Below are 13,816 nucleotides of genomic sequence, written 5' to 3' on the forward strand. Positions count from 1 at the left end.
CATGGCCGATCACTTACCGGTTAGCGGGGCTGCGGCCGTAGAGCAGCAGCATGGCGATGATGATGACGCCGTAGATGATCTGCCGCCCCGCCTCGGGCATCTGCATGACCGAAAGGATCGATAGCAGCAACGTAATCAGGATCACACCTGCAACCGTCCCGAGATAGGAGCCTTTGCCGCCAAGGATGGAGGTACCGCCTAGCACGACCGCGGCGATCGAGGGCAGAAGGTAGGCATCGCCCATCGACTGCGCGGCCTTCGACGCATAGCCAGCAAGCAGCACCCCGCCGAAGGCGCTGAGCCCACCCGAAGCGATGAAGGCGATCAGCACGATCCGCCGCGTGTTGATGCCGGAGAGATAGGCCGCGCGCTCCTGGTTGCCGATGCCGTAGACGGAGCGGCCGAATGTCGTGCGGGTAAGGACGAAGACCGTAACGGCGCCGACGGCTGCCCAGATGATGACTGCATTGGGAATGCCGGGCAGAAGAAAGCCGGTTGCAAGATAACGCATGACGGCAGGCGCGGAATCCTGGGGCGAGAAGCCGCGGGTATAGACGACCATCAATCCTTGAGCGACGGCGTTGGTCGCCAGCGTGATGATCATCGAGGGGATGCGAAGGTATGCGACCCCGATCCCATTAACGAGCCCGATCGCCATGCCGCAAAGAATGCCGAAAGGAACGGCCAGAATCTCGCCCGCCGGACCATAGGCGGCCGCGGCGCAAGCCATCATTCCGCCGACGGCAACCGACCACGGAACGGACAGATCGATCTGGCCGAGCAGGATCACGATCATCATGCCGGTGGCGATGACGCCAAGGAAGGATGCGACTTTCAGCTGCTGCAGCAGGTACTCCGGAGACAGAAAGCTGGTGGAATAAAAACTGCCGATGACGAGCAGCAGGACGATGCAGCCGAAGGCCGTGGCGATGGCCGGATCCAGCCGGTGCGTGAATTTGTGGGGCTGCCTCACGGGATGTTCTCGTGTCACGTTACTCATCCGAACCACTCCAGACGGTTGCGGACGCGGAACAATCCGAACGCCCCGAGGCTGACGGCGACGAGCAGCACGACACCCTGGAACAATGGCTGCCACAACGGGTCGAAGTCGAAGACGAAGAGCAAGTCGCCGATGGTTCGAAAGGCCAGCGCTCCGAAGATTGCGCCGATCGCGCTGCCCTTGCCGCCGAACAAGGAGACGCCCCCGAGCACCACCGAGGCGATCGAGAAAAGGGTGTAGGCATTGCCGCTCGCCAGTGCGGCCTCTCCGGTAAACGTGAAGAATGTGAGGAACAGTCCGCCGATCGATGCAAGAAGCCCGGCCAGCGCATAGGCTGTAAACTTCGCACGGCGGATCGGCAGGCCGGACATATAGGCCGCGATCTCCGAGGAGCCGGACGCGTAGGCAGCCCGCCCGATGACCGAGCGGCTGAACGGCACCCAGATGACGAGAACGACGCCAATGAGAACAACCAGGCTGGCGGGCACGAGACCGAACACCTTGCCGGTCATCAAATCCGCCAGTTCCTCGTTGACCGACCCGCCCGGAAAGGGCCGCAGCAGCAGGGCGATCCCGAAGTATATCGCGCCGGTCGCAATCGTTGCGACGATCGGCTGCAATCGTCCGTAGATGACGATCAGACCGTTCAGCGCCCCGCAGGCAAGACCGGCAGCCAGCACGGCGATCACGCCGAACGCCGTCTCGAGGGGTGTGCCAAGAACAATCCAGGATGCCAGCGCATTGGTGAGGATGAAGATCATGCCGACGGAAAGATCGATGCCTGCCGTGATCACCACCAGCGTCTGCGCCATTGCCACGAAGGCGAGCAGCACGCCCTTGTTGGCGGCGGTCTGCACGACATTGGCCGTCAGTCCTGCGGGATGATTGGAGACATAGATGGTGAACATGACGAGGAAAATGCCGGCGGCCATGAGCGTGCCGCGATGCTCCTTCAAGCGATAATGCCAGTCGTTCATGCGGCGCCCCCTATATGCTCGCCGTTGACATTGAGAGCGCTGGCGACCAACGCATGCTGCGTGATGCTGCCGTCCTTCAGTTCGCGCACGATGCTGCCGTTGTAGAAGACGAGCACGCGATCGCAGCAGCCGATCAGTTCGTCGTAATCCGTCGAGTAGAACAGGATTGCCGCCCCCGCCTCGGCGAGGTGTCGCAGCAATTGATAGAGTTCCTGCTTGGTGCCGACGTCGATGCCACGTGTCGGATCGTTGAGTAGAATGATCCGCGGCGTGCGCATCAGCCACTTGGCGATGACGACCTTCTGCTGGTTGCCGCCAGAGAGCGCGCCGACGGGGATGTCGAGACCCGCCGTCTTGATGCCCAGCAATTGCACCATCTCTTCGATCAGCCGCTCTTCCTTTTCCCGCTCGATGACGCCATTCCGGGATACCCGGTCCAGCACGGCGAAGGACAGATTTTCGCGCACCGTCATCGGCAACATCAGACCCTCTGTCTTGCGGTCCTCCGGAATGAGCGCCATGCCGATGTGCCTTGACCTTGCCGCGGATGGGCTGGCAAGCGCTGCGGCCTTGCCGTCGATGAGGACGGAGCCGGTGGTGCCGCGCAGTACGCCGAAGAGCGCCAGCAGCAGGTCACGCTGGCCCTGGCCGTCCAGCCCGCCAAGGCCCACCACCTCGCCCTTTCCGACGGTAAGGGAGATGTCGCGCAGGCTGCCTGCCCAGCAAAGCCCGCGGCATTCGAGAGCCGGAGTGGATTTGTCGGCCGCTCGCTTCGGCTTTGGCGGAAAGGCACTGCAATATTCCCGGCCGATCATCATTTCGACGATCTCGCTGTCACTGCGCGCACCGGCCGGGAAACTCATCACATTGCGGCCGTTCCGCAAGACTGTGCATTGATCCGCCAATTCGGCGATCTCCTGCATTCGGTGGGAAATATAAAGCAGCGCAAGACCCTCCGACCTCAGCCGCCTCAAGACCGAAAAGACCTTGGCCACATCCGCTGCCGTCAGCGCCGACGTTCCCTCATCGAGAATGAGTATGCGCGGTTTCCAGGCGAGCGCCTTGGCGATCTCGACCAGCTGCCGGCGCGAAAGCGGAAGATCCTTGACCAGCGCACGCGGATGAATGTCCTCGGCGCCCGCCCGGGCCAAGGCTTGCTCGGCGACGGCGCGCTGCGCTTTGCGATCGATCAGTCCGAAGCGGCGCGGTGGCGCGGCGATGCAGATATTATCGGCGACGCTCAGGTCCGGAATGAGCGAGAGTTCCTGGAATACGCAGGTGACGCCGGCAGCAGAGGCCTCTGCCGGGGACTTGAAGCTGACGGGCCGGCCGTCCAGCAGCATACGGCCTTCATCGGGTGCGACCACGCCCGCTATGATCTTGATGAGTGTCGATTTGCCGGCGCCGTTCTCACCAAGAATGGCGTGGATGCGTCCGGCTTCCACGGTAAGTTCGGCGTTCTCCAGCGCGTGAACGCCGCCGTAGCGTTTCGAAACGCCGCTCATCTGCAAGAGCGGGATCGCCGCCGGAATTTCTGATGCCGTCATGATTGCCTCGGGGCGTCTTTATGCGTGCCGCGGGAAATGCCGCGACACGCCCTTTAAGCGATCCGGTTGCACCCCCGGCCTACTGGTTTTCCTTCGACTGCCCCATGATTTCCTGAGCGGTGAAATTGATCCCGCAAGTTGGGAAGGCATTGCCGACGAAGAAATTGTCGGACTGGTCGGGATAGAAATCCTGTCCTTCCTTGAAGTTGGGGTCCTCGACAATCGCCAGCGGCAGCTTGACCGATTGCGGCACGACCTCTCCTTCAAGCGCAGCAATGGCCGTCTTGATGGCGACCGCGACCTGGGCGGGTCCGGTGCCTGCCGACGAGCATTTCAACCCCTCGCCTGCAAACTTGGCGCAGAACTTCCGGAAGCCATTCTCCGTCTCCCCGCCGAAAGGCACGAAGGGATGCTTCGCATCAATCATCGCCTGCACGACGCCGGTATCGCCGCCCTGCGCGGTGATGCCGTCGAATTTCTTATGCACGGCGATAGCATCGGCGGTCGCCTTCTGTGCGGTCGGATCGTCCCATTTGCCGAGCACTTCCACGACATCCCATTTCTTGCCAGTCGCGGCGAAGGTCTCATGGATGCCGTTGTGGCGGTCGGTATCGACCGACGTCCCGGCAACACCGCGCACCTCGAGAATCTTGCCGCCGTCCGGCAGGTGTTTCGCCAGCCAGTCCGCCCACAATACGCCAAGACCCTTCTGGTCGACGTTGACGTTGATCGCGTCTTGGGTGTCGAGGATGTTATCGAAGGCGACCAGGACCACGCCGGCCTCTTTGGCCCGCTTGATAACGGGGCCGAAGGCTGTCGGGTTCTGCGCATTGACGACGATGGCGTCATAGCCTGAATCGATGAAGTTGTTGATTGCCGATATCTGCGCGGGCACGTCCTCGCCGGTCGAAACGACCTTGAACTCCTTGAGTTTGGCCGCGACATCCGGCTGAGCGGCATAGGCTTTCGCGGTCTGGATCATCTGAATGCGCCAGGTGTTGGCGATGTAGCCGTTTGCGAGCGCTATCCGATACGGACCTTCCTTCTTCGGAAACTTGAAGAACTTGGTATCCGCCGCCCACGGCACGAAGCAGCCGGCGTCGGCCGCAGGCCCTTTGACGATTTCGGGCTCGGCGAGAACCGTGGAGTGGGAAAGGGTGAACGCCGCAGCGGCGAGGATGCCGCCGATGAATGTCCTGTACATCGAAATCCTCCCATTTGTTGCCACTTTTGGACGGGCATCGAATGGGTGCCGGCATACGTCGACTTTCCGCTGCAGATCCTCCAATCTGCAGCGGCTGCCGGTCCGGCAAGGCATGTCGATACGCTATCCAGTTGACGTCAGACGGGCTCCCCCCGGCGTCACGCGAGCGATGGTAGCGCTACCAACCTGCATTGTAAAGCAGCATGCAAGGTCATGCTTTATTAGGATTTTTTCATTCACCCGGATGGTACTTCTGCGACTCTTTCACTCGAAGCGGAGTTACGCCTCTCATCTTGACTCACGTCGCAGGGATGCCGGCGCTGGGCGTCTGGCCGGTAACAGCGGAGGGCGCGCTCGCCGCCGTCGCAGCAGCCGCCGATCCAGCTAGAGCCTCCTGAAGCCTTCGTTCCTGATCCGGCGAGAGAGACGAGCGCAGAACACGCGCGTTTTCTCCTGCGAAATCTGCCAGAACCTTGTCCGGCTGGGCCTTCCGGACGAGCAGGAAGAGCGCCGAGCTGTTGTTCGGGATCGTGTCCGCCAGCTTCTTTATGAGACCGTCATCGATGCCGTAATCGGTAAGCGATCCCGCCAGTGCGCCCGAGCCAGCACCGATCGCTCCACCAAGGACAAGACCGGCGAGCGGATTGAGGAAAAGAAGGCCGACGAGGCTTCCCCACACGGCGCCGGAAAGCCCTCCGCTGGCGGCGCCGGCTGCCGGCAGATTCATGCTCTGCTTGAGGCGTACCTTTCCGCCGCTGTCGCGCACGGCGACAACAGCGTCTTCCAGGTCGATCAGGTACTCCTTCTCGAGCTGAGACAGCTTGTTGAGAATGGCATCGGCCTTATTGGGGTCGTCGAAGCCAAGGACGATAAGTTCGGACATGAGACCTCTCCCGTGGTTGTGACAGGCTTGATCTAGGACGCATGTCGGCGAATTCCACCGGGGCAGGAGGTTCCGCGAAGACGAGCTTTGATTGCGCAGGCGTTTTCAGTTCAAAACGGCTCTGCCTTGGACGCTGCGAATTGACTGCGGACAATGCCGTGGCGCTGCAGCTTGTCGTAGAAGGTCTTACGCGGGATGCCGAGCTCCGCGATCGTACGGCGAACGTCGCCGTCATTGGCATCGAGCGCCTCGCGGATGATCTTGGCCTCATGACGCTCCAACCGTTCGGGCAAGGTCAGCGCTCCGTCTTCTTCCGGCGCCGAAGCCGGCGTGCCGACGGGAGCCTGCTCGACGCCGAGGACGAAGCGTTCTGCGAAATGCGAAAGTTCGCGGACGTTGCCTGGCCAGCTGTGTTCCTGCAGATGACGGTGAACGGCCGCTGAAACCGGCGGAGCCTCCCGTTTGAAACGCGCCGCGGCGCGCTCGGCAAAATGGCCGAAGAGGAGCGGAATGTCGTCCCGGCGTTCCCGGAGCGGCGGTATGGAGATCGTGACGACATTGAGCCGGTAATAGAGGTCCTCGCGGAAATCGCCGCGCTGCGCCGGATCGCTGAGATCCACCTTGGCGGCGGCAACGACCCGCAGGTCGACCGGCCGAACCTCGTTGGTACCGAGCGGCGTTACTTCCCGCATCTCAAGGACGCGCAGCATCTGCACCTGGGTCGATGGCGGCATGCTTTCGATTTCGTCGAGAAAGAGCGTACCGCCGCTGGCGTGTTCGATCCGCCCAATGCGCTTCTTCTGGGCGCCGGTGAAGGCGCCGGGTTCATGGCCGAAAAGTTCGCTTTCGATCACGGTCTCGGGCAAGGCCCCACAGTTGAGCGCAACGAAGTTTCCCGAAGCTCTGCGGCTCCAGCTATGCAGCAGGCTTGCGACGACTTCCTTGCCGCTGCCGGTCTCGCCCGTCAACAAAACGTCGATGTCGGTATCGGCAATTTGTCTTAGCGTGCGGCGCAATCGCTCCATGGTGGGTGTCTGGCCGATTAGCGGCAGATCATCGCGAGCCTGATCGGCGGCCCGCCGCAAGGCGCGGTTCTCCAGAACCAGGCGACGCTTTTCCACCGCGCGTCTGACGGCTTGGACCAGCCTGTCGGCGGCGAAGGGCTTCGTGATGAAATCATAGGCCCCGTCCTGGATGGCCTTGACGGCCATGGGTATGTCGCCATGGCCGGTGATCAGGATGACCGGCAGGTCGGCATCCTGTTTCCGCACGCGATCGAAGAGTTGCAGCCCGTCGATCTGCGGCATGCGGATGTCTGAAACGATGGCGCCTGCGAAGTCCGGATCCAGTGCTGCGAGCGCCTGGCCGGCGACCGGGAAGGCCGAAACATTGAAACCGGCAAGCTCCAGTGTCTGTTTGGTTGCCCGAAGAAGGTCCTTGTCGTCATCTATGAGAAAGATCGGTGACGCATCGCTCATGTCTTTGCCTTCAGAAGGTAGACGGTGAAACATGTGCCCCGGTCGCTGCTCGAGACTTCGATGCGGCCGCCATAGTCCGCAACGATGTCCTTTGAAATAACGAGGCCGAGGCCGAGCCCCTGTTCCTTGGAGGTATGGAAGGGCGTGAAAAGCGAATCCAGAATAGCTGGCGGAATGCCCGGTCCGTTGTCGGAGATGGCGATTGCAGCCTCATCCGACGTCTCCGTAACGGTGATCTCCACCCTCGCGTCGCTGCGGTCACCGAGAGCCTCAAGCGCGTTCTGCAGGAGATTGATCAGGATTTGCTCCAGCCGGATGCGATTGCCCATGACGAACAGCCCCGGCGGTGGCAGTTGGGCATCGAGCGCATTCAGCTGCCCGGAAAATCGGCTTCTCAGCAGGACAATGGCGCCTTCAATGACGCCGCGCAGGTCGACCGGCTCGGGGGCGACCCTTCCTTTGCGGGCAAATGCCTTCAGTTCCTCGGTGATTGTTCCGATTCTCTCGGTGAGGGCAGCAATCGCCCCGAGATTTTCCTCGACCGGGTCTGTCTGCTTTCGTTCGAGGAAAACGCGGGCATTGTCGGCATAGGCACGGATGGTGGCAACCGGCTGGTTGATCTCGTGCGCGACGCCGGCTGCCACCTGTCCGAGGATGGCAAGCCGGTTTGCCTGCACGAGCTCCTGCTGTACGACTTGCAGCTTGGCCTCGGTATCCCGGTGATCCGAGATTTCCGCCTGCAAGCGATCCCGGGCGCGGCTCAGATCCTCCGTTCGCTCGACCACGCGACGTTCCAACTCCTCCCGCATCGCCTGCTCGGTCGCAATCCGCATGACGGAGACCTGGCGCCGTCTCAGCAGGAACGCGGCGATCGCAAGAACGGGCAGAAGAAATGCCAATGCGGTCAGCCGCGCGGTCTGCACCGCGGAGGCAACCGGGGTTTCGATCGGTACCAGATACTCCAATTGCCATGGCGTTGTCGGAACCGCGGCGAGAAGACGGAGATATTTGGCCTCTCCACTGCCCGGCAGAACGGCAGAAACGATCGAGGCGCCGGGATTAAGAATGGCCGGGTTCTTGATGGGGAGCGGCGCCAGTGGCGCATCGCCGAATTGAAGACTGCTGCGAATGGATGCCAGATCTTGTTGCGGTATCGCTCCGGACGTCATGAAGCGCCAGGAAGGGATACTCGTGATCAGAACCACCCCATGGTTGTCCGTCACGTAGACGGGCCGGCTTGCGCTCTGCCAGTCGGTTTCCAGCCGATCGAACTCCATCTTGACAACGACGACACCGAGGGGAGCAACCGCGCTGCCGACGCGGCGGGAGATGAAGAGACCCGGACGCTTGCTGACGCTGCCCAAGGCGAATTGCTCCGCCGTTCCCTGCTCCATAGCGCGACGGAAATAGTCACGGAAGTTGTAGTCATTGCCGACGAAACTCAGAGGTTCGCGCCAATTGCTCGCCGAGACGGCTATTCCGTCCGGGCGAACGACATAGAGCACCGCAGCTTGCGTGCCGGTGACGAGCCGCTCAAGCTTGCGGTTCAGGATCTCGATTGCCTGGCTGTTTGCGGATGACAGCGCGTCGAGAACCTGCTGGTCCTCCGAGAGGAGAAGCGGCAGGGCGCGGGGACGCTCCAGCACGGCAGTCAGCAATGCGACCTTGAGATTGGCGTCGGTGCGGCCCTGGCTTTCGAGCGCTTCGATGGCGGATCGACGGCCATAGAATTCGGCACCCGCAAGCGCCGCCGCAATTATGACTATTGCCACCACAAAGAACAGGAACCAGGTGCGCCGCACCCGGCGAATGAGGTCTTGCGGCGCTGCATAGCCTGGCATTGTCGGTCGCTGAAGCATGAAGAGTCCATGTGCGAAATTCCGCATAGCGTCAAATCAAATTGTGCGGAAAGACGCGCGCAGGCAGACCTGTGTCTTCGGGGCGTTTTCAAAAAAAATAAGTGAAAACAGTCATATAGCATTGGCTTGGCAAACTGGCACACACGTTGCAGAAGCTATGTGATCAGCCATGTGGTTGTTGAGTTGCCAGACTTGCCCCGGGAGGCCGCTCGCGGTTTGGGGCCAATGGAGGATACTATGCATGTAGCCACTCCCGCCACGCCAGCGCGTGGCAAAGTTCCCTTTTACCGCCATCTCTATGTGCAGGTCGTTTTCGCTATCTGTGCCGGCATTCTGCTCGGACACTTCTATCCGGAAATCGGCACGGCGCTGAAGCCGCTGGGCGATGCTTTCATCAAACTCGTGAAGATGATCATCGCACCGGTCATCTTCCTGACGGTCGCGACCGGGATTGCGGGCATGTCCGATCTGCAAAAGGTCGGCCGCGTCGCCGGTAAGGCGATGATCTACTTCCTCGTCTTTTCGACGCTGGCGCTAGCTGTCGGCCTTGTCGTTTCCAATGTCATCCAGCCGGGCGCAGGAATGCACATCAATCCCGCGACGCTGGATGCCAAGGCCGTCGCCTCCTATGCCGAAAAGGCGCATGATGCGAGCGTCACCGGCTTCTTGATGAATATCATCCCAGACACCATCGTCGGCGCCTTCGCCGAGGGCGATATCCTGCAGGTCCTGTTTTTCTCGGTCCTGTTCGGCATGTCGCTGGCCTTGGTCGGCGATCGCGGCCGCCCGGTCGTGGATTTCCTCCAGGCCCTGACGGCGCCGATCTTCCGTCTCGTGGGGATACTGATGAAGGCGGCCCCTATCGGCGCCTTCGGTGCAATGTCGTTCACGATCGGCAAGTATGGCATCGGCTCGATTGCCAATCTCGCAATGCTGATCGGCACGTTCTATCTGACCTCGCTGCTCTTCGTGCTTGTCGTACTCGGCGCAGTGGCCCGTTACAACGGCTTCTCGATCCTGGCGCTGATCCGTTACATCAAGGAAGAGCTACTGCTGGTCCTGGGCACGTCTTCGTCGGAAGCCGCACTTCCCGGCCTGATGGCCAAGATGGAGCGGGCCGGCTGCAAGCGCTCGGTGGTCGGCCTGGTCATTCCGACCGGCTATTCCTTCAATCTCGACGGCACCAACATCTACATGACGCTGGCAGCCCTGTTCATCGCCCAGGCGACGGATACGCCGCTTTCGTTCGGTGACCAGATCCTGCTGTTGCTGGTCGCGATGCTGAGCTCGAAGGGTGCCGCAGGCATCACCGGCGCGGGTTTCATCACGCTCGCCGCAACGCTCTCCGTTGTTCCGTCGGTTCCCGTCGCCGGTATGGCGCTCATCCTCGGCGTCGACCGCTTCATGTCGGAATGCCGCGCGCTGACGAATTTCGTCGGAAACGCAGTCGCCACGATTGTCGTCGCCCGCTGGGAGAACGAGTTGGACCAGACGAAGCTTGCTGCGGCAATGGCCGGAGAGCTGCCGGAGGAGGTTGAAGTCCCAGCGCCTGTTCTGCAAGCAGCAGAATAGGATAAACGAACCAGACGCGCTCAAGGCGCGGCTGTTTGAGGAGGAAACGATGAGCGGCCCATGTTAGGCCGCTCATGCCAGTTTAGGTGGGGCGTGAATCGTAGCTCGTTAGCCGCTTCCTGAAGCGGCGATCGTTACTCGGCGGCGGCGGCAAGACATCCATCGATGATGCCCCTTATTTCCGCGCGGCAGGAGCCGCAGTTGGTTCCGGCATTGAGTTCCTTGCCGATCGCTTCGACGCTGTGGCAGCCGTTGCGGACAGCACCGACGATCTGGTTGACGCCGACGCCGAAGCAGGAGCAGACGGTGGCGCCCGGATCCGGCTTGTCCGCACCGGGGCGACCGGCGACCAGCGCGAAGCGCTTGCGCAAATTGGTGTGTTCGGCGCTGAGCTGTGAGATCGCCCAGTTGCGGGCGACGGCGACGGGTTCGCGTGCGATAAACAACGCCGCAAGCAGCCGCGTGCCGTCGAAGAAGGCGAGCCTCAGATCGCCGGATTGCTGGTCAGCGTAGCCGAGCGGTTCAACGTTTTCGGTGATGGCGAAGGTGGTGCGGCACCACGCGCACCAGTCCTCGACCGGTTGGTCGAAGGCCAGCTCCACGCGCCAGCCGCCGTCGGCCCTTGCCAGCGCCCAATAGTCGGCATCGAGATTGTTCGGCTTTGCCTCGGAAACTGCAAAGCCATAGCGCGCCGCCTTGAAGCGTCGAGCCGAAACCGCGACATTCTTGGACGCCGGCTGGCCCGAGATCGCGTCGGTCAAAGGCGCGACGACGGCGTCGATGCGGGCCTTCGCGGCAAACTGATCGTTCCAGTGCATCGGCACGAAAATGCTGCCGCGGGCCTGGCGCTCGGTGATCAGGGCGCGAACCACGGCCTTGCCGTGTGGGCTTTCGATCTCGACGAGACCGGCATTGCCGACGCCGATCTCGATCGCGTCGCGCGGATGGAGTTCGGCGAAGGGCTCGGCGATATGGGATGAGAGCCGTGCACTTTTGCCCGTCCGCGTCATCGTGTGCCACTGGTCGCGGATGCGGCCGGTGTTCAGCGTGAAGGGATAGTTGGCGTTGGTGCGATCCGAGACGACCGGTTCGACGGCGATGAAGCGTGCCTTGCCGTCGGCATGGTAGAAGCCGCCATTCGAAAAGAAGCGCTTGTCATTACCCCCCTCTGGCCTGCCGGCCATCTCCCCCACAAGGGGGGAGATTGGCTGGGCGCCTGCCCCTTCTTCTAAATCGACCGTCGAATAAGCCGCGAGGCTTGCTTCGGAGCGATGGTTACGCGGCTCATGATCTTCCCCCTTGTGGGGGAGATGGCCGGCAGGCCAGAGGGGGGCTGCCTCGCGTGCGGCAGGCCATTGGAAGGGAGAGAGTTCGTCATAGGCCCGGCGGTTCATGCCGATGTAGGCGCCGATATCGAAGTCGCGACTGCCGTTATTCTCGAAGGCGGAGAGGGCGGCGTGCTCGTCGAAGATCTCGGCATTGCAGCCGAAGTCGAAAGCTTCGGAAAAGCCCATGCGGCGAGCCACTTCGGCAAGCTGCCACCAGTCGGCGCGGGCTTCTCCGGGTACATCGAGAAAGGAGCGCTGGCGGGAGATACGGCGTTCGGAATTGGTGACCGTGCCGCTCTTTTCCCCCCAGCCGAGTGAGGGCAGAAGGACGTGGGCGTGGCGCGTGGTATCGGTGTCCTTCAGGACGTCGGAGACGACGACGAAAGGACAGACCCTGATGGCGGCCTCGACGGCGTCGGCATCCGGCATGGAGACGACCGGGTTGGTTGCCATGATCCAGAGCGCCTTGATCCGCCCGTCGGCGACTGCCCTGAACATGTCGACCGCTTTCAGGCCCGGCTTTTCGGCAACTCTCGGCGCACCCCAGAAACGCTGGACGCGGTCGCGATCCTCGGCACTTTCGATCGCCATGTGGGCGGCCAGCATGTTGGCAAGCCCGCCGACTTCTCGCCCGCCCATGGCATTCGGTTGGCCCGTCAGCGAGAAGGGCCCCATGCCCGGCCGGCCGATCCGACCAGTGGCGAGGTGACAGTTGATGATGGCGTTGACCTTGTCAGTGCCCGAAGAGGACTGGTTGACGCCCTGGCTGTAGCAGGTGACGACCTTCTCGGTGATGGCAAAGAGACGGTAGAATTCGCGAAGCTGCATGGCCGGCAGGCCGGTCAGCTCCAGCACCTCGTTGAAGGAGATTCCTGACGCAACCGTAAAGGCCTCGGCAAAGCCATTGGTATGTTCGGCAACGTAGTTCTGGTCGATGGCGTTGTTTGCGATCAGATGCTCGACGAGGCCGACGAAAAGCGCGACGTCGCTATCCGGGCGGATCGCCAAGTGCAGGTCGGCGATATCTGATGTCATCGTGCGCCGCGGATCGATGACGACGACCTTCATGCCGGGACGTGCCGCCTTGGCAGCCGCCAGCCGCTGATAGATGACCGGGTGACACCAGGCGAGGTTCGAGCCAGTGAGGATCACCAGATCGGCGAGCTCGATGTCCTCATAGGTGCCCGGCACGGTATCTGAGCCGAAGGCGCGGCGGTGGCCGGCGACGGAAGACGACATGCAGAGCCGCGAATTGGTGTCGATATTGGCCGAGCCGATGAAGCCTTTCATCAGCTTGTTGGCGACGTAATAGTCCTCGGTCAGCAGCTGACCGGAGACGTAGAAGGCAACGGAATCGGGTCCATGCTCAGCGATGGCATCCGAAAATCGTTGCGCGACGAGGTCAAGCGCCTGTCCCCATTCTGCCTGCTCGCCCGATATCTCGGGGTGGAAAATGCGCCCGTCGAGATCGACGGTTTCGCCAAGCGCCGAGCCTTTCGAGCACAGCCGCCCGAAGTTCGAGGGGTGATCCGGGTCGCCCTTGACGGAAACCTTGCCGTCGTCGGCGACCTTGGCGATGACGCCGCAGCCGACACCGCAATAGGGACAGGTTGTCTTGACCTCTTTTTCCATCATTCGGCCGCCATCATCACGCTTTCGAGCGCGATGAAGAGGGCGCCGTCCTCGTTGCGCACCGGGATGGTCCGCACCTCGCCCTCATCGGCGCCGAGCGCCTTTCCGGTCTCGAGCGAGATCACCCAGTTGTGCAGCGGGCAGGTGACCGCCTTCGCATGCACGATGCCCTGGGAGAGCGGCCCGCCTTTGTGCGGGCAGTGATCCTCGATGGCGAAGACCTCGTTTTCGGCGGTGCGGAAGACGGCAATCTTGCCCTGGGGTGTCTTCACGCAGCGCGCGCCCCGCAGCGGAATTTCAGAGATGTCGCCGATTGAAATCCAGTTCATGTCCATC

General features: G+C 62.0%; 9 protein-coding genes and 2 pseudogenes. 1 reads left to right on the forward strand and 10 read right to left on the reverse strand.

The genetic code is table 11. The features are described 5' to 3' along the window. Positions 1-13 precede the first annotated feature (13 nt). The 7 genes from HGP14_RS10425 to HGP14_RS10455 all read right to left on the reverse strand — a co-directional run bounded on the left by HGP14_RS10425 (position 14) and on the right by HGP14_RS10455 (position 8,948). Complete coding sequence (locus HGP14_RS10425) at positions 14-1,000, reverse strand: ABC transporter permease (protein WP_168829768.1); 987 nt, start codon at positions 998-1,000, stop codon at positions 14-16. After that, positions 997-1,977, reverse strand: coding sequence for an ABC transporter permease (locus HGP14_RS10430; protein ID WP_168829769.1), 981 nt, complete (start codon positions 1,975-1,977; stop codon positions 997-999). Before HGP14_RS10430 ends, HGP14_RS10425 begins: the two co-directional genes overlap by 4 nt. Next, positions 1,974-3,524 (reverse strand): sugar ABC transporter ATP-binding protein, encoded by a 1,551-nt coding sequence (locus HGP14_RS10435; RefSeq protein ID WP_205927115.1) that lies wholly within the window; start codon positions 3,522-3,524, stop codon positions 1,974-1,976. The genes HGP14_RS10430 and HGP14_RS10435 overlap by 4 nt, the downstream gene beginning before the upstream one ends. Positions 3,525-3,603: 79 nt before the next feature. Then, positions 3,604-4,728: a sugar ABC transporter substrate-binding protein gene (locus HGP14_RS10440; protein ID WP_168829770.1), complete on the reverse strand. Its 1,125-nt coding sequence runs from the start codon at positions 4,726-4,728 to the stop codon at positions 3,604-3,606. Positions 4,729-5,026: 298 nt separating this feature from the next. Further along, the gene (locus tag HGP14_RS10445; protein ID WP_168829771.1) at positions 5,027-5,611 is read right to left on the reverse strand and encodes a DUF1269 domain-containing protein; all 585 of its coding nucleotides are present in this window, start codon (positions 5,609-5,611) and stop codon (positions 5,027-5,029) included. Positions 5,612-5,721: 110 nt separating this feature from the next. Then, positions 5,722-7,089: a sigma-54 dependent transcriptional regulator gene (locus HGP14_RS10450; RefSeq protein WP_168829772.1), complete on the reverse strand. Its 1,368-nt coding sequence runs from the start codon at positions 7,087-7,089 to the stop codon at positions 5,722-5,724. Further along, the gene (locus tag HGP14_RS10455; protein WP_168829773.1) at positions 7,086-8,948 is read right to left on the reverse strand and encodes a sensor histidine kinase; all 1,863 of its coding nucleotides are present in this window, start codon (positions 8,946-8,948) and stop codon (positions 7,086-7,088) included. The genes HGP14_RS10450 and HGP14_RS10455 overlap by 4 nt, the downstream gene beginning before the upstream one ends. A gap of 237 nt (positions 8,949-9,185) precedes the next feature. Here HGP14_RS10455 and HGP14_RS10460 point away from each other — a divergent pair, with 237 nt between their 5' ends. Beyond that, complete coding sequence (locus HGP14_RS10460) at positions 9,186-10,520, forward strand: dicarboxylate/amino acid:cation symporter (RefSeq protein ID WP_168829774.1); 1,335 nt, start codon at positions 9,186-9,188, stop codon at positions 10,518-10,520. A 134-nt stretch (positions 10,521-10,654) separates the two neighbouring features. Here the strand turns inward: HGP14_RS10460 and HGP14_RS36445 are convergent. The 3 genes and pseudogenes from HGP14_RS36445 to nirD all read right to left on the reverse strand — a co-directional run. Beyond that, a pseudogene (locus tag HGP14_RS36445) lies at positions 10,655-11,740 on the reverse strand (molybdopterin dinucleotide binding domain-containing protein); the annotation flags it as partial. Positions 11,741-11,863: 123 nt separating this feature from the next. Continuing rightward, positions 11,864-13,480 (reverse strand): annotated as a pseudogene (locus HGP14_RS36450) (molybdopterin-dependent oxidoreductase); the annotation flags it as partial. After that, positions 13,480-13,815: a nitrite reductase small subunit NirD gene (gene nirD / locus HGP14_RS10475; protein WP_168829775.1), complete on the reverse strand. Its 336-nt coding sequence runs from the start codon at positions 13,813-13,815 to the stop codon at positions 13,480-13,482. The pseudogene HGP14_RS36450 and the gene nirD, both read right to left, overlap by 1 nt. Position 13,816 lies beyond the last annotated feature (1 nt).

The sequence above is a fragment of the Rhizobium sp. P32RR-XVIII genome (genome assembly GCF_012641395.1).
In the GTDB taxonomy this organism is placed as follows: Bacteria; Pseudomonadota; Alphaproteobacteria; order Rhizobiales; family Rhizobiaceae; genus Rhizobium.